This window comes from Sphingomonas sanguinis (assembly GCF_001476905.1).
GTDB classification, from domain to species: domain Bacteria; phylum Pseudomonadota; class Alphaproteobacteria; order Sphingomonadales; family Sphingomonadaceae; genus Sphingomonas; species Sphingomonas sanguinis_B.
The window spans coordinates 1-22,274 of record NZ_LDTE01000057.1 but is presented as its reverse complement, the minus strand read 5'-3'; the positions used below and the strand labels follow the sequence as shown (position 1 = coordinate 22,274).

Annotated in this window: 23 protein-coding genes; 11 read left to right on the top strand and 12 right to left on the bottom strand. The window is 66.8% G+C overall.

Features of this window, described 5'->3' with window-relative positions; genetic code table 11:
- Positions 1-337: 337 nt before the first annotated feature.
- Genes SB4_RS09865 through SB4_RS09855 form a run of 3 tightly spaced genes read left to right on the top strand, consistent with a single transcriptional unit; the run spans position 338 to position 3,165 of the window.
- Complete coding sequence (locus SB4_RS09865; RefSeq protein ID WP_058752443.1) at positions 338-1,363, top strand: glycosyltransferase; 1,026 nt, start codon at positions 338-340, stop codon at positions 1,361-1,363.
- Positions 1,360-2,838, top strand: a complete 1,479-nt coding sequence (locus SB4_RS09860) for an oligosaccharide flippase family protein (protein WP_058752442.1) — start codon at positions 1,360-1,362, stop codon at positions 2,836-2,838. The genes SB4_RS09865 and SB4_RS09860 overlap by 4 nt, the downstream gene beginning before the upstream one ends.
- Before the next feature lie 48 nt (positions 2,839-2,886).
- The gene (locus SB4_RS09855) at positions 2,887-3,165 is read left to right on the top strand and encodes a hypothetical protein (RefSeq protein ID WP_058752441.1); all 279 of its coding nucleotides are present in this window, start codon (positions 2,887-2,889) and stop codon (positions 3,163-3,165) included.
- Positions 3,166-3,230: 65 nt separating this feature from the next.
- Here the strand turns inward: SB4_RS09855 and SB4_RS09850 are convergent, their stop codons facing one another.
- From SB4_RS09850 to SB4_RS09825, 5 genes are all read right to left on the bottom strand, one after another.
- Positions 3,231-4,097: a DUF4167 domain-containing protein gene (locus SB4_RS09850; protein WP_058752440.1), complete on the bottom strand. Its 867-nt coding sequence runs from the start codon at positions 4,095-4,097 to the stop codon at positions 3,231-3,233.
- A gap of 283 nt (positions 4,098-4,380) precedes the next feature.
- Positions 4,381-5,193 carry a peptide chain release factor N(5)-glutamine methyltransferase gene (prmC, locus tag SB4_RS09845; RefSeq protein WP_058752439.1) on the bottom strand — a complete coding sequence of 271 codons (813 nt, stop codon included), beginning with the start codon at positions 5,191-5,193 and terminating at the stop codon, positions 4,381-4,383.
- Positions 5,194-5,370: 177 nt separating this feature from the next.
- Positions 5,371-6,444: a peptide chain release factor 1 gene (gene prfA, locus SB4_RS09835; RefSeq protein ID WP_058752437.1), complete on the bottom strand. Its 1,074-nt coding sequence runs from the start codon at positions 6,442-6,444 to the stop codon at positions 5,371-5,373.
- The gene (gene hisS / locus SB4_RS09830; RefSeq protein WP_058752436.1) at positions 6,441-7,736 is read right to left on the bottom strand and encodes a histidine--tRNA ligase; all 1,296 of its coding nucleotides are present in this window, start codon (positions 7,734-7,736) and stop codon (positions 6,441-6,443) included. Before hisS ends, prfA begins: the two co-directional genes overlap by 4 nt.
- Before the next feature lie 48 nt (positions 7,737-7,784).
- Positions 7,785-8,138 (bottom strand): cysteine hydrolase family protein, encoded by a 354-nt coding sequence (locus SB4_RS09825; protein WP_241488571.1) that lies wholly within the window; start codon positions 8,136-8,138, stop codon positions 7,785-7,787.
- A gap of 114 nt (positions 8,139-8,252) precedes the next feature.
- On the opposite strand from SB4_RS09825, the gene SB4_RS19550 reads away from it, so the two are divergent.
- The 4 genes from SB4_RS19550 (at position 8,253) to ppa (ending at position 12,290) form a co-directional block, all read left to right on the top strand.
- Positions 8,253-8,864: a DUF5991 domain-containing protein gene (locus tag SB4_RS19550; RefSeq protein WP_153006160.1), complete on the top strand. Its 612-nt coding sequence runs from the start codon at positions 8,253-8,255 to the stop codon at positions 8,862-8,864.
- A gap of 54 nt (positions 8,865-8,918) precedes the next feature.
- Entirely contained in the window at positions 8,919-9,593 is a 675-nt protein-coding gene (locus SB4_RS09815; RefSeq protein ID WP_058752434.1) for a DUF1345 domain-containing protein, read from the top strand.
- An 82-nt stretch (positions 9,594-9,675) separates the two neighbouring features.
- The gene (locus SB4_RS09810) at positions 9,676-11,601 is read left to right on the top strand and encodes a M61 family metallopeptidase (RefSeq protein WP_058752433.1); all 1,926 of its coding nucleotides are present in this window, start codon (positions 9,676-9,678) and stop codon (positions 11,599-11,601) included.
- A 110-nt stretch (positions 11,602-11,711) separates the two neighbouring features.
- On the top strand, positions 11,712-12,290 hold the full coding sequence (gene ppa / locus SB4_RS09805; RefSeq protein ID WP_007406515.1) for an inorganic diphosphatase: 579 nt from the start codon (positions 11,712-11,714) through the stop codon (positions 12,288-12,290).
- A 347-nt stretch (positions 12,291-12,637) separates the two neighbouring features.
- Here the strand turns inward: ppa and SB4_RS09800 are convergent, their stop codons facing one another.
- Both SB4_RS09800 and SB4_RS09795 read right to left on the bottom strand, forming a co-directional pair.
- Positions 12,638-13,117: a GNAT family N-acetyltransferase gene (locus SB4_RS09800; RefSeq protein WP_058752432.1), complete on the bottom strand. Its 480-nt coding sequence runs from the start codon at positions 13,115-13,117 to the stop codon at positions 12,638-12,640.
- Positions 13,114-14,007 (bottom strand): DMT family transporter, encoded by an 894-nt coding sequence (locus SB4_RS09795; protein WP_058715286.1) that lies wholly within the window; start codon positions 14,005-14,007, stop codon positions 13,114-13,116. Before SB4_RS09795 ends, SB4_RS09800 begins: the two co-directional genes overlap by 4 nt.
- A 239-nt stretch (positions 14,008-14,246) precedes the next feature.
- Between SB4_RS09795 and SB4_RS09790 the strand changes: the two genes are divergently transcribed.
- Positions 14,247-15,017 (top strand): transporter, encoded by a 771-nt coding sequence (locus tag SB4_RS09790; protein WP_058752431.1) that lies wholly within the window; start codon positions 14,247-14,249, stop codon positions 15,015-15,017.
- Here SB4_RS09790 and SB4_RS09785 read toward each other — a convergent pair whose 3' ends face one another.
- The 3 genes from SB4_RS09785 to ispG all read right to left on the bottom strand — a co-directional run bounded on the left by SB4_RS09785 (position 15,018) and on the right by ispG (position 16,983).
- Positions 15,018-15,326, bottom strand: a complete 309-nt coding sequence (locus SB4_RS09785) for a hypothetical protein (RefSeq protein WP_193753785.1) — start codon at positions 15,324-15,326, stop codon at positions 15,018-15,020.
- Positions 15,327-15,375: 49 nt separating this feature from the next.
- On the bottom strand, positions 15,376-15,741 hold the full coding sequence (locus SB4_RS09780; protein WP_206597996.1) for an NUDIX hydrolase: 366 nt from the start codon (positions 15,739-15,741) through the stop codon (positions 15,376-15,378).
- 114 nt (positions 15,742-15,855) lie between these two features.
- Positions 15,856-16,983, bottom strand: coding sequence for a flavodoxin-dependent (E)-4-hydroxy-3-methylbut-2-enyl-diphosphate synthase (ispG, locus tag SB4_RS09775; protein ID WP_058732960.1), 1,128 nt, complete (start codon positions 16,981-16,983; stop codon positions 15,856-15,858).
- 73 nt (positions 16,984-17,056) lie between these two features.
- Here ispG and SB4_RS09770 point away from each other — a divergent pair, with 73 nt between their 5' ends.
- Genes SB4_RS09770 through SB4_RS09760 form a run of 3 tightly spaced genes read left to right on the top strand, consistent with a single transcriptional unit; the run spans position 17,057 to position 20,076 of the window.
- Positions 17,057-18,223 carry an acyltransferase family protein gene (locus SB4_RS09770; protein WP_082670095.1) on the top strand — a complete coding sequence of 389 codons (1,167 nt, stop codon included), beginning with the start codon at positions 17,057-17,059 and terminating at the stop codon, positions 18,221-18,223.
- A gap of 43 nt (positions 18,224-18,266) precedes the next feature.
- Positions 18,267-19,193, top strand: a complete 927-nt coding sequence (locus SB4_RS09765; RefSeq protein ID WP_058752429.1) for an isoaspartyl peptidase/L-asparaginase family protein — start codon at positions 18,267-18,269, stop codon at positions 19,191-19,193.
- Positions 19,194-19,203: 10 nt separating this feature from the next.
- The gene (locus SB4_RS09760) at positions 19,204-20,076 is read left to right on the top strand and encodes a S1/P1 nuclease (RefSeq protein WP_058752428.1); all 873 of its coding nucleotides are present in this window, start codon (positions 19,204-19,206) and stop codon (positions 20,074-20,076) included.
- A 68-nt stretch (positions 20,077-20,144) separates the two neighbouring features.
- On the opposite strand, the gene pal is transcribed toward SB4_RS09760, so the two are convergent.
- Both pal and tolB read right to left on the bottom strand, forming a co-directional pair.
- Positions 20,145-20,669, bottom strand: a complete 525-nt coding sequence (gene pal, locus SB4_RS09755; RefSeq protein ID WP_058715293.1) for a peptidoglycan-associated lipoprotein Pal — start codon at positions 20,667-20,669, stop codon at positions 20,145-20,147.
- A 68-nt stretch (positions 20,670-20,737) separates the two neighbouring features.
- Positions 20,738-22,147, bottom strand: a complete 1,410-nt coding sequence (gene tolB / locus SB4_RS09750) for a Tol-Pal system beta propeller repeat protein TolB (protein WP_058752427.1) — start codon at positions 22,145-22,147, stop codon at positions 20,738-20,740.
- Positions 22,148-22,274 lie beyond the last annotated feature (127 nt).

Sequence of the window (22,274 nt, the reverse complement as noted above, 5' to 3'; positions counted from 1 at the left end):
AGCCGACAACAAAACCGGCACCCCTTCCATCCCTAAGCCTTCCAGCCTAGAAACTTCCGTGCGCCAGCATCTCACTGCCAGTACCGCCTCCGAAGCGCCGCCGCAGCGGCCCGCTCCGTCGCGGTGAAACCCCTCTAGGCGGACACCATCTGACGGTCAACACAAAAATTGCCATTTTTCTGCAAAAAATCGAAAAGCGATTATTATTCAGTGATTTGCACGGGAATTCCGGCGCGCTTGGCCCGGGAACGAATTCGTCATTCGGGATTCGCACCACCCACCGGCCTTGTTTAAGAGCCTGTTTAGCCGCTGCGTATAGGGACAGAGCGATACGAGTATGACGTCGCCCCGCATCACCGTCGCCCTTAGCGTGCATGACAATGCGGCCTATCTGGCGCTCGCATTGGACAGCATCCTGACGCAGACGTTCGACGACTTCGAGCTGGTGGCGGTGGATGACGGTTCGACCGACGGATCGGGGGCGATCCTGGACAGCTATGCCGCACGGGATTCCCGGGTTCGCATCATTCACCAGAGTAATCGGGGGCTGATCGCCAGCCTGAACCTCATCATTGCCGAAGCCCGTGCACCTTATATCGCGCGGATGGACGGCGACGATATCGCCCTGCCCGAGCGGTTCGCGCAGCAGATCGCCTTTCTGGAGGCCCACCCCGATCACGGACTGGTCGGCACGCAGATTCGCGGCATCACCGAAACGGGTGAACCCCGTCGCGATCATGCCGTCGACCACCCCCTGTCTGCCGAGGCGATTTCCGAGGCGCTCGGCTCCAGCGTCTTGGGGTCGCCGCTCTGTCATCCGTCGGTGATGATCCGGCGCGATCTGCTGGAGGCCGTGGGGGGCTACCGCGCCGCCTATCGGCATTGCGAGGACTATGACCTCTGGCTGCGGCTGGCCGAGCGGACGCGCATGGCCAATCTGCCCGAGCGGTTGCTGCTCTATCGCTATTCCGACACGCAGGTGTCGCACCGCCATGTCCTGGCCCAGCATTATGGCGCGGCCATCGCACGGCTGGCGCGGATCGAGCGGCTTCAGGGGCGACCCGACCCGTCCGATGGCTGGCAGGCGCTGCCGCCCATCGAATCGCTGGATCACGCCTTTGGCCGTCCCGGCATCGCGCGACAGGTTCGAGCCGAGGTCACGCGCGGTATCCTCTTCGCACCCGACACGCTCGCGGGCGAAGGCCTGCCGCTGATCATCGCGCATCTGAAGGATGGGCGGGAGGCCGGTCAGCGCCGTGTGCCCGGCCTGTGGCGGGCGGTCGCGCGGCTGGTGCGCAATCACCGCCCCCACGGGGCGTGGCAGCTGGCCCGCGCGCTCCTTCAGAATCGCCCACGCCGATGAGTGGCTCCTCGGTCCGGGGTGCGGCCCTCTGGTCGATCGGCGCGCAGTATATCGCTTTTGCGATCCAGTTCGTGGTCAGCGTGTTGATCTCCCGTTTCTTCCTGAGCCCGGCCGAGATGGGGCTGTTCTCGATCGCCCTGTCCGCCGCGATGATGGTGTCGGCGTTGCAGGATTTCGGCATCCGACGCTTCGTCGCGGGCGAGCGCGACCTGAGCGAGGCGCAGGTGCGGACCTGTTTCTCCGTCTCGGTCATCTTTGCGCTGGGGATCGGCTTCGTGATCCTGGCGCTCGCTTGGCCGGTGGCGCGATTCTACGCCAATGACCGGCTGACCCCGTTGCTGGTCATCATCGCCAGTTCGTATCTGATCGTCCCATTCGGCATCGTGCCGAGTGCCATGTTGCAGCGGCGGATGGATTACCGGTCGCTGTTCCTGGTCAATGTCGGCGCGGCGGTGGTCAATGCGATGCTGTCGCTGGGGCTGGCCTGGGCGGGCTATTCGGCCTTTGCGCTGGCCTGGGCGGCGGTGGCGCAGCAGGCGGCCCGCGCGCTGATCGGGCAATGGCGATCGGGCATTCGCCCGCCCTTCCCGCCCAGCCTGAAAGGGATCGGGCCGATCCTGCGCTTTGGAACGAACAGTTCGCTCCTCTATATCAGCGACGCCATCGCCCAGCGCAGCCCGGACCTGGTGATCGGGCGCGTACTGACCCTGACCGCCGTCGGCCTGTATAGCCGCGCCTCCAGCCTGGGTGCGCAATTGCAGATGCTGGTCAGCGGGGCGGTCGACGGCGTTTTCTATCCCGCCTTTGCCCGGTTGCGCGATGCGGGCGCGGAACTGGCCGCCCCCTATCAGCGAGTGGTCGCGGCCTATAGCGGCGTGACCTGGCCGGCGATGAGCTTCCTGGCCGTCGCCGCGACGCCGATCGTGCTGATGCTCTATGGCCCGCGCTGGGCGGGGGTGGCGCCGCTGCTGACCTGGATCGCGCTGGGGCAGATTTTCTTCGCCGCCGTGCCGCTGCATTTCGAGCTGCCGATCCTGCTGGGCAAGATCCGGCGGCTGATGCTGGTCAATGCGATCGACACGACGCTGTCCATCGGCCTGCTGATCCTGGCCGCGATGGTCAGCCTGGAATGGGCCGCGATCTCGCGACTCTTCTACGGCGTGATCTGGTTCGCCCTTTATGCCGGACTGATGAAGCCGCTGACCGGGTTCGCCTGGCGGCCGATGCTGGTCATCTATGCGCAGAGCCTGGTCGCGACGCTGGCGACGGTCGCGCCGCTGCTCGCGGTCTATCGCTGGGTCGCAGGCCCGTCCGCCGTCGGCTTTGGGCTGCTGAGCCTGAGTGCGGGCGCCGGGGTGCTGGCCTGGCTGGTCGTCGTCTATGCGCTGCGCCATCCGATCCGGGTGGAGATCAACGCGATCCTGCACGGACTCTGGTCGAAGCGACCGATGCGCCGCGGCGTCCCCCAGACCTGAACACCCGGGCGGGTTGCCGCGCGGGCGACGGGCGCTCATAGTCTGGCGATGACCCCTCCCCCACCCGGACTCGACGATCCAGACCAGGCGGCCTTCGCCTGGGCGCGGTTTCGGGCGATGATGGCGTGGATGACCGTCGCCGCCGCCGTGGCGGTCGCCTTTGCGATGGTTGCGCTGGCGCAGGTCTATGGCCCGCTGAACGCGGTGACGATGCTGGGGGTGATCGGCGGAATCGGGGGCATGGTGATGCTGACCGGCGCGCTGATGGGGCTGGTCTTTCTCAGCTCGGGCACCGGGCATGACGAGGATGTCGACCGCCGGCCATAAAAAACCGGCCCTCCGCCACGAGGCGAAAGGCCGGTCCTTTTCTCATCCGAAGCGAGCGGAGCGGATCAGCCCGCCGCCGCCTCCGGCTCGACCGGGGCGGCCGCGCGGACGCGGCGACGGCGCGGCTTTTCCTCGGGGGCCGCTTCCGCCTCGGGCGCGGCGCTCAGGGCCGGGGGCAGGCGATCGGCGTCGAAGCCGGTCGTTTCGCCCGCATCCTGCACCTCGGCAGGCCGCTCGCGACGCGGACGACCGCGACGACGGGGGGCTTCCTCCGCGGCCTGGGGGGCGGCGGTGTCCACCGTCGCCATCGGCGCCGTCACCGCAGGAGCGGCGGCCACGGGCTGCGCATCCTCCGCCTGGACGGCCTGTTCGGCGCGGACAGGGCGACGGTCTTCGCGATAGTCGCGACGCGGGCGATCCTCGCGATCACGACGCGGACGCTCGTCACGCTGCTGAGCGTCGCGAGACTGGTTGTCCCGAGCATAGGTTTCGCGCTGCGGATTTTCCCGGGGCTGACGCTCGCGGCGCGGCTGCTCGGCCTCGCCCTGCTGCTCGCCGGGGCGGATGGGATCGCCCTCGTCGCCATAATCCTCGGCGTCGTTGTCGAAGCCGTCGTCATACTGGTCGTCGCGCGATTCCTCGCGCTGGCGACGCTGATTCTGCTCCTCGAAGCGCGAGCGGGTTTCGCTCAGCACCCGGAAATAGTGATCGGCGAACTGCCAGTAATATTCGGTGTTGACCCGGTCGCCCTGACGCTGCGCCTCGGTCGCCAGATTCTTGTACTTCTCGTACAGCTGGCTGGCATTGCCGCGCGCGCGGTTGTCGATGCGATTGCCATTGTCGGAACGGCCGGGATTGCCGCCCGGACGCTGCCCACCATTATTGTTGCCGCCACGACCGCGACGGCGGCCGGCCTGCCGATTATTGATCAAGCTGTTCGTCCTTAGTCGTCAAACCAACAAGGTCCACTTTTCCCGACACCGCGCGCGGTTCGCGCGATGCGAAGCTGTCGCACCCGATGTCGGGCGCTGCCACGGCCGCCGGACAGCAGCGACTACATGACGAAGGGTATGGGCATCGGCCCGAAGCATCGACTCCGAAAGAACGGTGCCCCGAAAAACGGTGACAGTGCCGATGTTCGCGTGCCCCTGCGCCCGCTCTAGCGGGTCAGACCTATGTCCTTCAAGTGAAATATGGGGCATGGTCCGCGAATGTTCAATGCGCCAGCAGCGCGCGCGGCCGTCCGCCCAGATCGCGGTGCAGAGTGACAGCGAAACCTTCTGCCTCCAGCAGGGCGGTGACCGACGCGGCCTGCTCATGCCCGATCTCGACCACCGCCGCCCCGCCGGGCGCGAGCAGGCGGCGCAGTTCGGGGGCGAGCAGCCGGTAATCGTCCAGCCCGTCCGGCCCGGCGAACAAGGCGCTGCCTGGCTCGTAATCGCGCACCTCGGGCGAGAGCGGCTCCGCCGTACCGATATAGGGCGGGTTGGTGACGATGCAGTCGAACGACCCCGCCAGCGCCGCCGCCCAGTCGCCACACACGAACCGCGCCCGATCGGCCAGGCCACAGGCCGCGGCGTTGGCGATGGCGTATTGCAGCGCGTGCGGGGAACGGTCGACGCCCAGCCCCTTCGTCTCACGCCACTCGTCGAGAAGCGCGAGCAGCAACGTGCCCGGCCCCGTGCCCAGGTCGAGCAGGGTGGCGGGGGCACGTCCCCTGAAGTGCCGGAGGGCGGCGTCGACCAGTGTCTCGCTATCGACGCGAGGCACCAGCGCGCCGGGTCCGACCATCAGGTCGAGCGTCCAGAAGCCGCGCGTGCCGGTGATATAGGCGACCGGCTCTTGGGCGGCTCGGCGCTCGACCAGCGGCCAGAAGCTGTCGGGGGCGGGCCGACTCAGGTCGAGCAGCAACGCGGTGCGCTCGATCCCCAGGGCATGGGCGAGCAGCAATTCCGCGTCGAGCCGCGCGGTGGGGGAGAAAGTAAAACGCTCGGCAGCCCGCGCGAGCGCGGTACGGGCGTCGGTCACGCCGCCGTCTCACCCCGGCGCATGCCGGACATGAGAAGAAATTGGTTCGCGCGGAGGCGCGGAGGCGCGGAGATGTCCGGCATGGGGCAACGCCTGGGCGCCTTCAAACGGCGGAGATGAAGGGCCTGCGGCGCAGCGGGCTGGGCCGCTCCGCGTCTCCGCGTCTCCGCGCGAATATCAGCCATCAAGCGCCGCGAGCCGTTCGGCTTCATCCTCCGCCAGCAGCGCGCCGATCAGTTCGTCCAGCTCGCCTTCCAGAATCTCCGGCAGACGATGGAGGGTCAGGTTGATGCGGTGGTCGGTCACGCGGCCCTGCGGGAAGTTATACGTCCGTATCCGCTCCGACCGATCGCCCGAGCCGACCTGCGACCGCCGCGTGCCCGCGCGTTCCGCCGCCAGCCGCTCACGCTCGGCCTCGTACAGGCGGGTGCGCAGCACCTTCATCGCCTTGGCGCGGTTCTTGTGCTGCGAGCGTTCGTCCTGCTGGATCACGACCAGCCCGGTCGGGATATGGGTGATGCGGATCGCCGAGTCGGTCGTGTTGACGTGCTGCCCGCCCGCGCCCGACGAGCGATAGATGTCGATGCGCAGATCCCTGTCGTCGATCTGGAGATCGACCTCCTCCGCTTCCGGAAGCACCGCAACGGTCGCCGCCGAGGTGTGGATACGCCCGCCCGATTCGGTGACCGGCACGCGCTGGACGCGGTGGACGCCGGATTCAAACTTCAGCTTGGCGAACACCCCCGCGCCCGCGACCGACGCGACGACTTCCTTGTAACCGCCGGTATCGGGCACCGAGGCGGAGATGACCTCGACCCGCCAGCCCTGCCGCTCGGCATAGCGCTGGTACATGCGGAACAGGTCGCCCGCGAAGAGCGCCGCCTCGTCGCCGCCGGTCCCGGCCCGGATTTCCAGCATCGCGGCGCGTTCGTCGGCGGCGTCGCGGGGCAGCAGCGCGAGCGCCAGGTGACGATCCGCCGCCGCCAGCGCGTTGCGGTTGGCGTGGAGTTCCTCCGCCGCCAGCTCGCGCAGCTCGTCATCGCCATCCTGCGTCATGAACGCCAGGCTGTCGGCCTCCTGCCGCAACCGGCGCACCTCGGCGGCGGCGTTGGCGACCGGCTCCAGCTCGGCATATTCCTTCGACACCGCGACGAAGCGGTCCGAGGGAAGATCGCCGGTCGCCATCATCGCCTGCAATTCGTCGCGTCGCGCCTCGATCTGCGCGATGCGCTCCGCCGAGATGGTCTTCACGGCTTATTATAACCTGCTGTTCCAATCCGCGACGGAAATTCTGATCTAAGAATATCCATAATCCTTCGAGCAACTTCATCTTGCTCAAAATTTCTGAAGTCAGTCTCGTAGAAGCTAATTGAAATCTCATTCGGCGAACCGAGCGCACCAATAAACAGTCGCACTTCGGCATTTTCTTTTCGCGCGATCTCGCTGCGTCTTTTTACGCTGCCTCGGTACGCCATTGAACACCTCAATCCGGCATCCCTCAAGCGCTTAATAGCTTGAATGGCCCGATTTTCTTGATCACGTGAGCTTGGTATAACTGCGACCGTAAAATAATCTTTCTTTGGTTCGTCGAGCAGCATCGCCAGCCGCTCGACACCCGCCGCCCAGCCCACGCCCGCCGTCGCGGGGCCACCCAGCGACTCGATCAGCCCGTCATAGCGGCCACCCGCCAGCACGGTCCCTTGCGAGCCCAGCCGATCGGTCACGAACTCGAACGCGGTGTGGCGATAATAATCGAGACCCCGAACCAGCCGCGCATTGCGCGTCCAGGCAACGCCCGCCGCGTCCAGCCCCGCCGTCACCGCCTCGAAAAAGGCGCGTGCTTCAGGCGTCAGATAGGCGTCGATATCCGGCGCGGCGTCGGCGATCGGCCGGTCGCGCGGGTCCTTGGAATCGAGGATACGCAGCGGATTCTTCTCCAGCCTCACCAGGCTGTCCTCGGACAGCTGATCCCGGTGCGCCTCGAAATGCGCGACCAGCGCGTCGCGCCAGGCATCGCGCGTCGCGGCATCGCCCAACGTGTTGAGCTGCAGCGTCACGCCCTCGGCGATGCCCAGTTCGCGCAGCAACTGGTCGGCCATGACCAGCAGCTCGACATCCGCCGCCGGTTCGGCCGCGCCCAGGATCTCGGCGTCGATCTGGTGGAACTGGCGATACCGCCCCTTTTGCGGCCGCTCGTACCGGAACACCGCGCCCGAGGTGACGAGCTTGAGCGGCGCATATTGCTGCCACCCCTCGGTCAGATAGGCGCGCGCGATCCCGGCGGTGAATTCGGGCCGCAGGGTCAGCAGGTCGCCGCCGCGATCGGGGAAGGTGTACATTTCCTTCGACACGACATCGGTCGTCTCGCCGATCGAGCGGGCGAATACTTGCGTATCCTCGAACACCGGCAGGTCGAGCCGCTGAAAGGCGTAGAGGCCGTGGACATGCTCGAAGGTGGCGAGCACCTGCGCAAAGCGGCGCTGTTCGTCGCCGAAGATGTCCTGCGTGCCGCGCACGCGCTTGGGGGTTTCGATCCGTGCCATAGAGGTGGCGCTATCTAAGGTAGCGAAGCCCCGTGCGCTAGAGTGCGATCACCGGTCGCGGGACAACCAGTCGGTCAGCGTCAATTCGGTCGTGGGCCGGGTTTCGGCCGCCATGCTGTGCCGCATGATCGCCAGCGCCCAGCGGCGATGATCCTCGCTCTCGCTCGCCACCGTATCGCCCGGCACCCACAAGTTGTACGCGCGCATATGCGCGTCGGCCGCAGTGAACAGCACGCAGATATCCGCCGCCACCCCGGTCAGGATGACGCGGCTGACGCCCAGTTGCGGCAGCAGCACCGGCAGGTTGGTCGCGTAGAAGCCCGAAAATTGCGGCTTCACGAGGAAATAGTCGCCGTCGCGCGGAGCCAGCGCGGCGATCAGCGCGCGGCCGGGGCTTCCCACCCTCGAAATCGAGGTCGTTGATCATATCGATGATGATCAGCGCGGCGTTATGAGGGGTGGGATATGCTGACATGCTCGCCGGTGGTGGGCGCTTACCTAACGCAAGAAACCGCGATGACCGGCCCTGCTTTTGCAGACATATCGACGTGCGAAGCATTCCATGGCGTTGGCAAAACCGCTGTAGAGCTCAACCTCGATGAATATCGACTGGGAGATAGAGGAATGACTGCCAGCTTGAAGCGAGTCGTTCTGGCCTTCTCGTTGTCCGGTGTGTTGCTGGCCTCAGCGGCTTGCGGCCAACAACCGAGCGCTGCATCGCTCAGCCCTAACCTAGCGGACCAACCGGCGACAGCGGCCGTCGACCCATTGCCCTGGAAAGGCCGCTATGTCTATGAGTTCGCCGGTGGTGCGACGGTGGGCGGATCGCCGATCGTGGTCACCTATACCCTGACGCTCGACCGATCGACATGCCATTTCCAAGCGGAAGGTTTCCAGACGGATGAGGATATCGTCTGCACGACCCTAATGTCGGGGGATACGCTAGACGTCCGTTTCAAGAGCTATGGCAACGGCCAACTCGAAGACAAATATGGCAACGCCGTCTATCATGTCGGCGACTCCCTGTTCACCTTGTCGAAGCAAGGATCGAAGCTGATCACGCATTGGACGGGATATCCGCTCCCGGATGATCGCCCCCATAGCCCCGGCGTGTATTTCCACCATTAAGGGAACTCAGATCGATGCTGACTCTGAAACATGCGACTGGGGGTTGAGATATCCATGACCACCACCCGCTGGCAGCGCCTGCAAACCCGTATTGGTGACCGGATCGCGCCGCCGCGATTCCTGGCCTTTGCGGCGGTCCTGATCGTGGCGAGTGCCCTGCTGTCCCCGCATGTCGGGATGACGCGGGGTATCCTGACCGGGTTCGATGCCGCCGCGCTGCTGTTCATCGGATCGCTCATTCCCCTGCTGCGGCAGGGACAGGCCGCGAAGATGCGCCGCCGGGCTGCGCGCAACGACGCCAATCGCGCCGTCCTTCTCGTCTTTTGCGGGATCGTGCTGTTCGTCGTGCTGGTCGCGGTCGGCGGCGAGTTGCGGGGGCGGAGCAATATGGTCACCATCGCGCTGGTCGTCACGACACTGATCCTCGCCTGGCTGTTCTCCAACATCGTCTATGCGCTGCATTATGCGCACCTGTTCTACAGCGCTGGCGACAAGGACAAGGCCGGGGGCGATGCGGGCGGACTGCAATTCCCCGACACGGCAGAGCCGGACTATTGGGATTTCCTGTATTTCTCGGTGACGCTGGGCATGACCTTCCAGACGTCGGACGTGTCGATCGCGTCGCGCCGGATGCGCCGCGTGGTGACGGGGCAGTGCCTGGCGGCGTTCATCTTCAACCTGGGCGTCATCGCCTTCACGGTGAACGTGCTGGGCGGCGGGTCCGGGTAGGGCATTGCCCAAAAGGGTCTGGACGACTGGCCTATCGGGTGCCTAACCTGCCCGCATCTCCTTTCGCCGCAAAAGGCTCTCCATGATCCGTTCCGCGCTTCGTTCTGTCTTTGTCGCCTCGCTGCTCGCCTCCACCGCTGCGGCCGTGGCGCAGGTTCCGCCGGGCAATTCCGCCCCGGCCGCGCAAGAACCCTTCGTCAACACCATCCCCGATGCGGTCGACACCCCCTATCCGGGCACGATCAAGCTGGTCGTCGATGCCACCGACACGGATCGCGGCATCTTTCGCGTGAAGGAAACCATCCCCGTCGCCAAGGCGGGGCCGATGGCACTGCTCTTCCCGAAATGGCTGCCCGGCGCCCATTCCCCGCGCGGCGAGATCGAGAAGCTGGCGGGCCTGGTCATCAAGGCGAACGGCCGCATCCTGCCCTGGACGCGCGATCCGGTCGACGTCTTCGCCTTCCATATCGACGTGCCATCGGGCGCGCAGCAGCTGGACCTGGAGTTCCAGTTCCTGTCGGCGACCAAGCCCGACCAGGGCCGCATCGCCGTCACGCCGACGATGATCTCGCTGCAGCCCAATTCGGTCAGCCTCTATCCGGCGGGCTATTATACCCGCCAGATCCCGATCCAGATGACGGCGACCTTCCCGGCCGGCTGGACGGCGGCGGGCGCGGTCCCGGCCAAGGCGTCGGGGTCGACCTACACGTACGATACGACCAATTACGAGATCCTGGTCGACTCGCCGATCCTGGCGGGCAAGTATGGCAAGGTCTTCCCGCTGACCCCGCGCGTGAACCTGAACGTCTTTGCCGACAACGCCGCCGAGCTGAACGCCAAGCCCGAGCAGATCGCCGCGCACCAGCGGCTGGTCGACCAGGCGGTGAAGGCCTTCGGCGCGCAGCATTACGATCATTATGAGTTCCTGCTGTCGATCAGCGACCAGCTGGGCGGCATCGGCCTGGAGCATCACCGCTCGTCCGAAAACGGCGTGACGCCGGGTTACTTCACCGAATGGGACGCCGGGCCGGGCCGCCGCAACCTGCTGCCGCACGAGTTCACGCACAGCTGGGACGGCAAGTTCCGGCGCGGCGCGGACCTGTGGACTCCCGATTACCGCACGCCGATGCGCGATTCGCTGCTTTGGGTCTATGAGGGCCAGACGCAATTCTGGGGCTATGTGCTCCAGGCCCGGTCGGGCATGGTATCGAAGCAGGATACGCTGGACCAATATGCCTCGATCCTCGCGCTCTACGACACCGCGCCCGCGCGGCAGTGGCGCAATCTGGTCGACACCACCAACGACCCCATCATCTCGTCGCGCAAGCCCAAGGGCTGGACCAGCTGGCAGCGGTCGGAGGATTATTACAACGAGGGCCTGATGGTCTGGATGGAGGTCGATGCGATGCTCCGCCAGAAGTCGAACGGCGCCAAGTCGATCGACGATTTCGCCCACGCCTTCTTCGGCATCCGCAACGGCGACTGGGGCGAGGTGACCTACACCTTCAACGACGTGGCCGAGACGCTGAACAAGATCGTCCCCTATGACTGGGCGGGCTTCCTGCGCCAGCGGATCACTGAGACGGGCAAGCCCGCGCCGATCCAGGGCTTTGCCATGAACGGCTATAAGCTGGTCTATACCGACACGCCGACCGCCACCTTCAAGCAGGGCGAGAAGGGCAGCACCAATGTCAGCTATTCGCTGGGCATGACGGTGGCGAACAGCGGCGAAGTCACCAGTTCAATTTGGGACAGTCCGGCGTTCAAGGCGGGCATCGATGTCGGCACGCAAATCCAGGCGGTGAACGGCGAAAGCTATTCGGGCGATCGGCTGAAGGCCGCGATCGTCGCCGCCAAGGACCCGAAGACGCCGGTCAAGCTGGTGATAAAGAACCAGGATCGGTTCCGCGAAGTGACGCTCAACTATAGCGGCGGCCCGCGCTATCCGCGTCTGGAAAAGGTCGGCACCGGCGAGACGGGGCTCGATCGTCTGCTGACGGCGCGCTGAGCCCGGACCGACCGACATCTATCGACAGGACATGGCGGGTTGCGCTATCGCGCCCGCCATTGTTTTTCCACCGGAACTCATCCGGCATCCAGGCAAGAAAGACCGTTTCGATGCGCATCGACCTTATCCCCGTCGGCAAGAGCCCGCCCGACGACATCAACGTCGTGATCGAAGTGCCGACCGGCGGCGAGCCCGTGAAGTATGAATTCGACAAGGCGTCGGGCGCCCTCTTCGTCGACCGCATCCTGCATACCCCGATGCGCTACCCGGCCAATTACGGCTTCGTGCCGCACACGCTGAGCCCCGATGGCGATCCGCTCGACGCGCTGGTCGTGTCGCGCACGCCGTTCATCCCGGGCTGCGTCGTCCGCGCGCGTCCGATCGCCGTGCTGAACCTGGAAGACGAAGCCGGCGGCGACGAGAAGCTGGTCTGCGTGCCGGTCGACTCGACCTTCCCCTATTACTCGAATGTCGGCGGCCGCGACGACCTGCCCGAAATCGTGTTCCAGCAGATCGAGCACTTCTTCACCCATTACAAGGACCTGGAGAAGAAGAAGTGGGTGCGTATCGGCACCTGGGGCGACCGCGACGAAGCCCGCCGCATCGTCGTCGAGGCGATCGAGCGTTACGAGGACGCCAAGGCCAAGGGCGAAGAGCCGCACGACCACGACGTGCCCGGCCGCGAATAAGCTTTCCGGTTTCGGATTGAAAAACGCCTCGGTGCCCCCCCGCACCGGGGCGTTTTTTGTTGCCTCCTTTCTCCCCTCCCGCAGGCGGGAGGGGTTGGGGGAGGGCCATCCCGGAGCTTGAGGAGAGGGTTTCCCGTGGCCCTCGAAGACGCTCAGGCTGAACGGAGCGGGGGTCCCCGAGGTTAGAAAGAGATTGTTCGCGCGGAGGCGCGGAGAACGCGGAGGTGGCTCGCCTGCCGCTGACAGAATCCCTACTTCCTCAGCCAAAGATAAAGAATGAGGCTCACCTCGAGGTCCACCACCTCTGCGCCCTCCGCGCCTCTGCGCGACCCTTTTCTCTCCTCTCACTACCGCCCGGCCAACCTCTCCAAATCCTCACCCGAAACCCGCTGCACGGTCCATTCGTCCATCGCCTGCGCGCCCATCGCGCGGTAGAATTCCACCGCGGGCGTGTTCCAGTCGAGCACCGACCACTCGAACCGCGCCCAGCCACGATCCCGCGCGATTCCGGCCAGATGGATCAGCAATGCCTTGCCCACGCCCGCCCCGCGCGCGGCGGGCGTGACGTACAGGTCCTCCAGATACAGACCCTGCCGCCCGGTCCAGGTCGAGAAATTGGCGAAGAACAGGGCAAAGCCGACCGCCTGCCCGTCGCGCTCGGCGATGATGGCCTCGGCCGCCGGGCGCGGGCCGAACAGCGCTGCGGCCAGCATCGGCTCGGTGGCGACGACGGCATCGGGCTCGCGCTCGAACGCCGCCAGTTCGCGGACGAAGCCCAGGATGGTGGCGGTGTCGGCAGGCTCTGCCGCGCGGAGGGTGATGCTCATAATCCTGCCTCGCTTTGCGGCCCTGGCGCGGGTTGGCGCACCGCCACCACGCACCCGCCGATGATGAGCGCCGCCCCGACCAGCGTGAAGGGCGACACATGCTCGCCGAACACCGCATAGCCCAGGCACGCCGCCCAGACGAAGGCGGTATATTCGACCGGCGCCAAAATCTGCGCCTCCGCCCGCGCATAGGCCCAGGCGAGCAGCAGCGCGGACAGGCTGCCCAGCGCCGCCGCGATGACGATGCTCGGCCATTGCTGCACGGCGGGCCAGCCCGAGACGAAGGGCGCGGCGGGCGTCATCAGCACCGCGATGACCAGCATGGTGAACAGCGCGACCTCGGACGGGCCCGCAACCTGCGCCTGTCGCCGGAGCAGCACCAGGCTGACCGCATAGAGGATCGAGGCGACCAGTATGGCCAGCGAACCCAGCACGACTTGGGTCGAGGCCTGCGCCTGCACCTCGCCGCTCGCGATTACCAGCACGCCCGCCCCCGCGACCAGCGAACCATAGATCGCGGCGCGCCGGATCGTCTCGCCCAGCGCAAAGGCGGCCAGGAACAAGGCGATCAGCGGCGCCAGGAAGGTCAGCGCGATGCTCTGCGCCATCGGCACCCGCGCCAGCCCCCAGAAGAACAGCACCACCGACGCGCCGCCCGTCGCCCCGCGCGCGATATGCAGGGTCAGCGCCTCGCGCCCCGGCCAGCGCCCGCCCCGGCCCAGGAACAGCGCACCGGTCATCGCCACCCCGACCCAAGACCGCCAGAGCACCGCGCTATAGGCCCCACTGTCGATCGACAGCCGCTTCATCAGCGTGTCCATCACCGAATAGATCGCAATACCCAGCGCGGCCGCGCCGAAGGCGATGACGGGGGACGTACGTGCGCTCATGCCGGTGGCGATACCGGGGGTGGAGGGGAAAGGCGAGAAGGCAATCCTCCCCGCTCGCGGGGAGGTGGCAGGCCGCAGGCCTGACGGAGAGGGGTTTCCTCACGGGATGTCTCCCAGGGGCACACCCCTCCACCATGCTGCGCATGGCCCCCCTCCCCGTGCCGGGGAAGATTTTCGGGGATGAAACCCACCCTCGCATCCGTTGCCCCTTCAGACACCGACACCAAGGGACAAAGGGTATGAAGACGCTCCTCGCCGCCACCGGCCTGACCATGATGCTCGCCACCCCCGCCGGGGCGCAGGTGACCGCCTCGGTCGGGGCGGACTATGCGTCGGGCCAATACGGCACGAACCAGACGGTCCGCAGCGCCAGCTCCACCGCCACGCTGCGCGCCAAGCACAAGCGGGTGACGGTGTTCGCGGCCTTGCCCTATGTGCAGGTCGACGCGCCGGGCAACGTGATCGCGCCGGGCGGGCCGCTGGGCCTGCCGATCTTCGTCGATCCCACCAAACCCGCCACCCGCGTCAAGCGCAGCGGGCTGGGCGATGCGGTGGTCGGCGCCTCGGTACAGCTCGTGCCGCCGCGCCGCCATCAACTGGCCCTGTCCCTGACCGGCAGCGCGAAGCTGCCCACCGCCTCCGCCTCGCAAGGGCTGGGCACGGGCAAGGCGGATTATTCGGTCGTCGCGGAAGCGGCGGTGCCGGGCAAGGTCACGCCCTTCGCGGCCGTGGGCCACACCTTCGTCGGCCAGCCCGATAGCTATAGCTTGCGCGACGTGACCAGCGCGCGCGGCGGTATCGCGGTCGGGATCGGCAAGGCGAGCGAGGTCAGCGTGTCGTATAATTACGCCTCGCGGGTCAGCGATCAGGTCGCCGACCGGCAGGAGATCGGCGCCGGGCTCGACACCGCCCTGTCGCAGCGCCTGTCGCTGGGCGTCCAGGGCAGCGCCGGGGTCAGCAAGGGCGCGCCGGATGTCGGTGCGGGGCTGCGGCTGGGGTTGCGGCTATAATCATGCGTCGGGCTTGGGCGGGTCGGCGTCTGGACCATAATATTCGTAGCGATACGCCTTCAGCGCGGCACCGACGCATTCCACGCTGGGGGCCGCCCGGACATCGCTTCCCTGCGCCGCGTCGCGGTAGACGAAACGGACATAGGGCAGGCCGCCGCGCGCGGTCTTGAACTCGGTCGGCGTGACCCCGCATTGCCTGGCGATGCGGTGAAAGGCCCGCTTGGTCAGAAGGGGTTTGCCCGTCGGCACCGTCGCGCAGCCGGTGATGGTCAGGGCCAGGCCTATTGCGATCACCGCTCTCACCGTCATATCCGCGCCCCCGCATTATCCCGCCATGCGGGCAGGATATATGCGCGGGTCAGCGGCGCAAGCGGCATCCTGTCGACCTGCGCCGGATCGACCACAGGGCCTCGGCGATTTCGGCGGCGGGCACAGGCTGGCGGTCGGTGCGCAGATGAAAGACATGCGCGTCGACCCGGTGGTCCGGCTCATGGGCCGCAGGCGCCGAGAATCGGCCGATCGGATGCAGCTGCGATTCGGCGACCGACAGCCCGATTTCCTCGTCCAGTTCGCGGATCAGCGCCGCTACGGGGGTCTCGCCGGGTTCGATCTTGCCGCCCGCCTGCATGAAGGCGTGCGTACCCGCCTTGCGGACGAGGAGGATACGCCCCGTCCCATCTTCGATCAGGGCGGCGGCGATGCGGATGATGCGGGGGTCGGTCATGCCGCGTCGGTGCCAGCGCCGTCATCCTGTTGGCAAGTGGAGCGCGCCTTGCCAGCTTCGCCCCTCCTTCGCCGGGGTGGAGCGATGGACCTTAACGGTCCCCCGCCCCCCGCATCACTCCGCCGCGATCGCCGCCTTGGCGACATCCGCCGCTTCCAGCTCCGCCGCCTTCGCCTCCACGAGCTTGACGATATGCTCGACCATATCGGCATCCTCGACCGTGTGGTCGGTCAGGCCCGACAGATAGACCATGTGCTTGCCGTTGCCGCCGCCGGTCACGCCGATATCGGTCTCGCGCGCTTCGCCGGGGCCGTTCACGACGCAGCCCAGCACCGACAGCGACATCGGCGTGCGGATATGCTGGAGCCGTTCCTCCAGCACCTGCACAGTGCGGATCACGTCGAAGCCTTGCCGCGCGCAGGACGGGCAGGACACGACGCGCACGCCACGATTGCGGATGCCCAGCGCCTTCAGGATTTCGAAGCCGACGCGCACCTCTTCCTCCGGCTCGGCCGAGAGCGAGACGCGGATCGTGTCGCCGATCCCGAACCAGAGGAGCGAGCCGATGCCGATCGACGACTTGACCGTCCCGCCGATCAGCCCGCCCGCCTCGGTGATGCCCAGGTGCAACGGGCAGTCGGTCGCCTCGGCCAGCCCCTGATAGGCCGCGACCGCCAGGAAGACGTCGGACGCCTTCACCGCGACCTTATATTCGTGGAAATCATGGTCCTGGAGCAGCTTGATATGGTCGAGCGCCGATTCGACCAGCGCCTCAGGGCACGGTTCGCCGTACTTCTCCAGCAGGTCCTTCTCGAGGCTTCCGGCATTCACGCCGATGCGGATGGCACAGCCATTGGCCTTGGCGGCGCGCACGACTTCGGCGACGCGCTCGGACGAGCCTATATTGCCCGGATTGATGCGCAGGCAGGCCGCCCCCGCATCGGCGGCTTCCAGTGCGCGCTTGTAATGGAAATGGATGTCCGCGACGATCGGCACGCGCGCCGCCTTGGTGATCTTGGCCAGCGCCGCGGTTGAGTCGGTGTCGGGGCAGGAGACGCGGATGATGTCCGCCCCCGCCTCTTCGCAGCGCCGGATCTGGTTGATCGTGGCGACCGGATCACTGGTCGGCGTGTTGGTCATGGTCTGCACGGTGACGGGGGCGTCGCCGCCCACGGGCACGTTGCCCACCATGATCTGACGGCTTTGGCGGCGGGCGATATCACGCCAGGGACGAATGGACATGGGCCCTATATACGCGCAAGCGCGTTGCGGTTCAAAGTCAGTGCTGTACCAGACGCCCCAGAATGATCGTTCCATGACCGCTGCCGCTCCCATCCCCCGTCATTATGGTCTCGACTGGCTGCGGATCGGCGCGTTCGCCATCCTGATCCTCTATCATATCGGCATGGTCTTCGTGCCCTGGGGCTTCCATGTGCAGCTCGCCAGCGAGCCCTGGGTCGCGATCCCGATGCTGGCGAGCAATCCGTGGCGGCTGATGCTGCTGTTCGTCGTATCGGGCTATGCGACCCGCGCGCTGGCGGTGCGCCATCCCTCGATCCTGAGCTTCGCGCGCGGGCGCAGCATCCGGCTGCTGGTGCCGCTGGCCTTCGGCATCGCGGTGCTGGTGCCGCCGCAAATCTGGGCGGAGCTGGCCAGCAAATATGGCTATGCCGGGTCCTATCTCCATTTCTGGACACATGACTGGCTGAGCTTTCGTGCGATCGGCGGCGTGGTCCCGACGCCCGCCTGGAACCATCTGTGGTTCGTCGGCTATCTGTGGGTCTATACCATGGCGGTCGCGCTGATGCTGGCGATCGGGCACCGCTGGGCAGGCGCGGCACAAGGACTGTTCGACCGGGTGCTGGGCGGCTGGGGCGGCGCGGTGATCCCCGTGGTCGCGCTGTTGTTGATCGATATCCGATTCTTCCCCGGCCAGTCGGAGACGCATGCGCTGCTCGGCGACTGGCTGGCCCATGCCATTTATTTCCCCGCGCTGCTGTTCGGCTTCGGCATGGCGGGGTCGGAGCGGGTGCTCGACAGCTTCCGGCGCGGCTGGGCGGTCGCGGGCGTCATTGCGCTCGCCAGCTACGCCGTGGCCGCCGGGTTGGAATGGCGCTGGCCGGGACTGATGGGCGCCCCGGCGGGCTTGGGTATCCTGTTCGCGGGCGCGCGGGCGGTGCAGGGCTGGATGGCGGTCGTCGCGTTGATCGGCATCGCCGAGCGCTTCTGGAATCGCGACCATCCCTGGCGGCGCACGCTGACCGAAGCGGTGTTCCCTTTCTATCTGATCCACCAGACCATCATCATTCTGGTGGCGCTGGCACTGCGGCGTTCGGGCCTGCCGCTCTGGGTCGATGCGCTGATCCTGGTCGCCGCGACGGTGGCGGGGTGCTGGGTCTTTTATCGGGTGGGGCGCGAGGTGCGCTGGCTGCGGCCGCTGATCGGGCTGCGGCCGGGGGATGGCAGCAAGGCTGCGATCTGATAGGGGCGCGGGAGTTTCCCCTGCCCCTGTTGGAGTTTCGCGCATGTCCGTTTCCTGGTCGCTGGTCATCCATGGCGGCGCGGGCCGGATCACCCGCGAGGTGCTGACGCCCGAACAGGATGCGGGTGCGCGCGCCGGTCTGGACGCCGCACTGAAGGCCGGGTCGGCGGTGTTGGCGGAGGGTGGCACCGCACTGGACGCGGTCGAGGCGGCGGTACGCGTGCTGGAGGACGATCCGCATTTCAACGCCGGGCGCGGGGCCTGCTTCACGCGCGAGGGGACGAACGAGCTCGACGCCGCGATCATGGACGGGCGCGACCGGTGCGCGGGGTCTGTGGCGGGCGTCACGCGCACCCGCAACCCGGTGTCGCTCGCTCGCCAGGTGATGGAGGCGAGCCCGCATGTCCTGCTCGCCGGGGCGGGGGCCGATCGCTTCTCCGTCGAACAGGGGCTGGAGCAGGTCGACCCCAGCTGGTTCCACACCGACGAGCGCCGCCGCCAGCTGGACGAGCTTCTCTCGGCGGGTGCGGAAGCGTTCGATAGCGATATGAAATACGGCACGGTCGGCGCGGTCGCCTGCGATGCCCAGGGCCATGTCGCCGCCGCGACCTCGACCGGGGGCGTGACGGGCAAGCGCTGGGGCCGGATCGGCGATTCACCGCTGATCGGCGCGGGCACCTATGCCGATAACCGGGCCTGCGCGGTGTCGTGCACCGGATCGGGCGAGGTGTTCATCCGTGTCGGCGTCGGCCATGAGATCGCCGCGCGCCGCCGCTTTGCTGCAGAGGATATCCGGACCGCCGCCGATACCGTGCTGGCGGAGGTCAAGGAACTGGGCGGCACGGGCGGCACCATCGTCGCTGCGCCCGACGGTGCCATCGCCTGGAGCATGACGACCGCGGGCATGTATCGCGGCCGCGCGACCAGTGCGGGCGAACACCGGGTGGCGATCTATGCCGACGAAGGATAAAAGGCGGCCCATGAAGCACTTGCGCATTGTCCTCGGGATGCTGGCGGGCCTGACGGCCAGCCTGTTCATCGCCTCCCCCGCCGCCGCCTATTGGGAATATGGCCACGAGACCGTCGCGGCCATCGCCTGGGCCAACATCACCCCCCATGCCCGCGCCGAGATCCGCCAGATCCTGAAGGCGCAAGTCCAGCTCGACACGCCGACCTGCCCGGTGCGGACAATCGAGGAGGCCAGCGTCTGGCCCGATTGCGTCAAGCCGTTGAAGGACGAAAACGGCAAGTCGCGCTTCGGCTATGCCTATAGCTGGCACTATCAGAATATCGACATCTGCCAGCCCTTCCGCCTGCCCCCGGCCTGCGACTCAGGGGATTGCGTCTCGGCACAGATTCCGCGCCAGCTCGCCGTCCTGAAGGACAAGCGCGCCAGCCCGAAGGACCGGGTGATGGCGCTCGCCTTCCTGGTCCATTTCGTCGGCGACCTGCACCAGCCGCTGCATGCAGGCGACAAGAGCGACAAGGGCGGCAACGACACCCATGTCGATTACGGGGTCTACACGACGCCGCGGCTGAACCTGCACTCGATCTGGGATGGGTTGCTCGCCGAGCGCGCGATCTCCGCGCCGCCCCAGCTGGTCCGCACCTATCCGGCGGCCGAGCGGCGGCGGGAGTCGGCGGGCGACGTCACTGCCTGGAGCCAGGAGAATTGGGCCATCGCCAAGCGTGCCTATGCCGCCGCGATGGGTAGCGATCCGTGCCAGCCGACGCCGGCGCACATGGTGATGAACGAGGATGCGATCCGCGCGATGGCTCCGGTCGAACGCGAGCAGGTGAAGCGCGGCGGATTGCGGCTGGCCAAGCTGCTGGACAGCGCGTTCCGGGGATAATCTCCCCTTCCAATGGGGAAGAACAGAAAAAGGCCCGGCTCCCTCTTGGGACGCCGGGCCTTTTTCGATCAGCTCAGGACGACGGTCACCGCGCGGCGGTTCTGCGCCCAGGCGGCTTCGTCCGAACCCAGCGCGATCGGGCGTTCCTTGCCATAGCTGATGACGTTCATGCGGTCGGCCGACACGCCGCGCGCCGCCAGATAGTTCTTGGCGGCATTCGCCCGGCGATCGCCTAGGGCGAGGTTGTATTCGCGGGTGCCGCGCTCGTCGCAATGCCCCTCGATGGTGATGCGGACATTGGGATAACGCTGCAGCCACTGCGCCTGGCTGTCCAGGATCGCGCGCGCCTCGGGGTCGATGTCATATTGGTCGGTGCCGAAATGCACCGTGTTCGACGTCACCGAGCGGCGGAAATCGGCGTCTGAGCCGGGCACGATCGCGCCGTCCGGGTTGGTGTTCGCCCCGGCATTGGGATCGACCGGCGCGGTCTGGTCGACCGGCGCGGGCGGCAGGACGGCGGGCCGCTTCTTGGCGCAACCGGCCATGGCGATCGCCATGCTGGCGACGATGAGCGTGGTCTTGATCTTGGTCATCGGCTCTCAACTCCCTACAGGTTCGTTTCGCCCCCGAAACTTGCCCCCTGATCTCTTATGGACGCAGCTTACGGACGCAGGGGCCCCCAAGCCGGGTCCGATCCGTCGAGCGGCGTCGGAATGCGGCGCTCGTTCACCCCGGTCAGGTCGACCATCCACACATCCGCCTTGCCCGACGAGCCTTGCGTCGTCCGCTGGAAGGTGATGACGCGGCCATTGGGCGACCAGCTCGGCCCCTCGTCCTGCCAGCTGTTGGTCAGCAGCTTTTCGCCGCCGCCCGACGGGCTCATGATGCCGATACGGAACGCACCGCCCAGCTTGGTAAAGGCGATCAGGTCGCCGCGCGGGCTCCAGACCGGCGTCGCGTAACGTCCGCCGCCAAAGCTGATCCGCTGCTGGTTCGAGCCATCGGCGTTCATGACATAGATCTGCTGCCCGCCCGATCGGTCGCTTTCGAACACGATCTTCGATCCGTCGGGCGAATAGCTGCCGCCGGTATCGATACCCGGCGCGTTGGTCAGCCGCTGGGGCGTGCCCCCTTGCGACGACACGCGGTAGATGTCGGTATTGCCGCCCTGCGCCATCGAGAACAGAATCCAGCGGCCGTCCGGCGAGAAGCGCGGCGCAAAGGTCGTCGCGGCGTTCTGCACCACCAGCCGCTGGCGGCCCGAACCGATGTCATAGACATAGATGGCGGGCCGCTTGTCGACATAGGACATGTAGACGATCGACTGCTGGTTCGGCGCGAAGCGCGGGGTCAGCACGATCGACTGGCCGTTGGTCAGGAAGCGGTGGTTCGCGCCGTCCTGGTCCATGATCGCCAACCGCTTGATCCGGCGACCCTTCGGCCCGGTTTCCGAGACATAGACGACGCGGCTGTCGAAATAGGGGCCCTCGCCGGTCAGCTTGGTATAGATGGTGTCGGCGCACTTATGCGCCGCACGCCGCCAGTCGCCCGGCGTCACGACAAAGCCCTGCCGCGCCAGCTCGCTCTTGGCGAGCACATCGTACAGATAGCAACCGACGGTCAGCGTGCCGTCGCCATTGGCCCGGACATAGCCCTGGACCAGCGCCTGCGCGCCAGTGCCGTTCCAATAGTCGAAGGCGGGCGCGGTCACTTCGGGAAAGGATACGGTGCGCAGCTGCGCCGGGGGGATTGGCGTGAAGAGCCCCGAATTGCGCAGGTCGTTGGCGATAATCTGCGACAGCTGCTGCCCGACGACATCGGTCGTGCCCGCCGGAGTCTGCACCACCGCGCTGGTCGGCATGGCGGGGATGGCGATCGGCATCGGCGCGGAGATGCCGCCCTCGACATCGACGACCAGCCCTTCCTGGCCGTTCGCAGGCGCAGCGACGGGTTGCTGCCCGGCGGGGGCCGCCGGTTGCGCCTGCGGGGCGGGGGCGGGCACGTCCTGCGCTCCGACGGCACTGGCCGCCAGTGCCAGCGTGAGCGGCAGGGTCAGCAGGGAACGGGGCATAAACATGATCCTCAACCCGGAAGTCTGAAACGAAGCATAAAGTCGCTCCAGCCGCCCGGCGCTTCATAAAGCGCCGATGGCATGTCGCGTAATGGACAGTTTCTGAAAACTGTCGTCACCTTGGTAA

What these genes read in the sequence shown, in the direction of transcription:
- SB4_RS09770 (WP_082670095.1), top strand. Translation starts at nt 17,057, where the DNA reads ATGACCGCTGCCGCTCCCATCCCCCGTCATTATGGTCTCGACTGGCTG.
- SB4_RS09815 (WP_058752434.1), top strand. Translation starts at nt 8,919, where the DNA reads ATGACCACCACCCGCTGGCAGCGCCTGCAAACCCGTATTGGTGACCGG.
- SB4_RS09785 (WP_193753785.1), bottom strand. Translation starts at nt 15,326, where the DNA reads ATGACGGTGAGAGCGGTGATCGCAATAGGCCTGGCCCTGACCATCACC.
- ppa (WP_007406515.1), top strand. Translation starts at nt 11,712, where the DNA reads ATGCGCATCGACCTTATCCCCGTCGGCAAGAGCCCGCCCGACGACATC.
- tolB (WP_058752427.1), bottom strand. Translation starts at nt 22,147, where the DNA reads ATGCCCCGTTCCCTGCTGACCCTGCCGCTCACGCTGGCACTGGCGGCC.
- SB4_RS09795 (WP_058715286.1), bottom strand. Translation starts at nt 14,007, where the DNA reads ATGAGCGCACGTACGTCCCCCGTCATCGCCTTCGGCGCGGCCGCGCTG.
- SB4_RS09790 (WP_058752431.1), top strand. Translation starts at nt 14,247, where the DNA reads ATGAAGACGCTCCTCGCCGCCACCGGCCTGACCATGATGCTCGCCACC.
- ispG (WP_058732960.1), bottom strand. Translation starts at nt 16,983, where the DNA reads ATGTCCATTCGTCCCTGGCGTGATATCGCCCGCCGCCAAAGCCGTCAG.
- SB4_RS09865 (WP_058752443.1), top strand. Translation starts at nt 338, where the DNA reads ATGACGTCGCCCCGCATCACCGTCGCCCTTAGCGTGCATGACAATGCG.
- SB4_RS09855 (WP_058752441.1), top strand. Translation starts at nt 2,887, where the DNA reads ATGACCCCTCCCCCACCCGGACTCGACGATCCAGACCAGGCGGCCTTC.
- SB4_RS09760 (WP_058752428.1), top strand. Translation starts at nt 19,204, where the DNA reads ATGAAGCACTTGCGCATTGTCCTCGGGATGCTGGCGGGCCTGACGGCC.
- pal (WP_058715293.1), bottom strand. Translation starts at nt 20,669, where the DNA reads ATGACCAAGATCAAGACCACGCTCATCGTCGCCAGCATGGCGATCGCC.
- SB4_RS19550 (WP_153006160.1), top strand. Translation starts at nt 8,253, where the DNA reads ATGACCGGCCCTGCTTTTGCAGACATATCGACGTGCGAAGCATTCCAT.
- hisS (WP_058752436.1), bottom strand. Translation starts at nt 7,736, where the DNA reads ATGGCACGGATCGAAACCCCCAAGCGCGTGCGCGGCACGCAGGACATC.
- SB4_RS09780 (WP_206597996.1), bottom strand. Translation starts at nt 15,741, where the DNA reads ATGACCGACCCCCGCATCATCCGCATCGCCGCCGCCCTGATCGAAGAT.
- SB4_RS09765 (WP_058752429.1), top strand. Translation starts at nt 18,267, where the DNA reads ATGTCCGTTTCCTGGTCGCTGGTCATCCATGGCGGCGCGGGCCGGATC.
- SB4_RS09800 (WP_058752432.1), bottom strand. Translation starts at nt 13,117, where the DNA reads ATGAGCATCACCCTCCGCGCGGCAGAGCCTGCCGACACCGCCACCATC.
- SB4_RS09810 (WP_058752433.1), top strand. Translation starts at nt 9,676, where the DNA reads ATGATCCGTTCCGCGCTTCGTTCTGTCTTTGTCGCCTCGCTGCTCGCC.
- SB4_RS09860 (WP_058752442.1), top strand. Translation starts at nt 1,360, where the DNA reads ATGAGTGGCTCCTCGGTCCGGGGTGCGGCCCTCTGGTCGATCGGCGCG.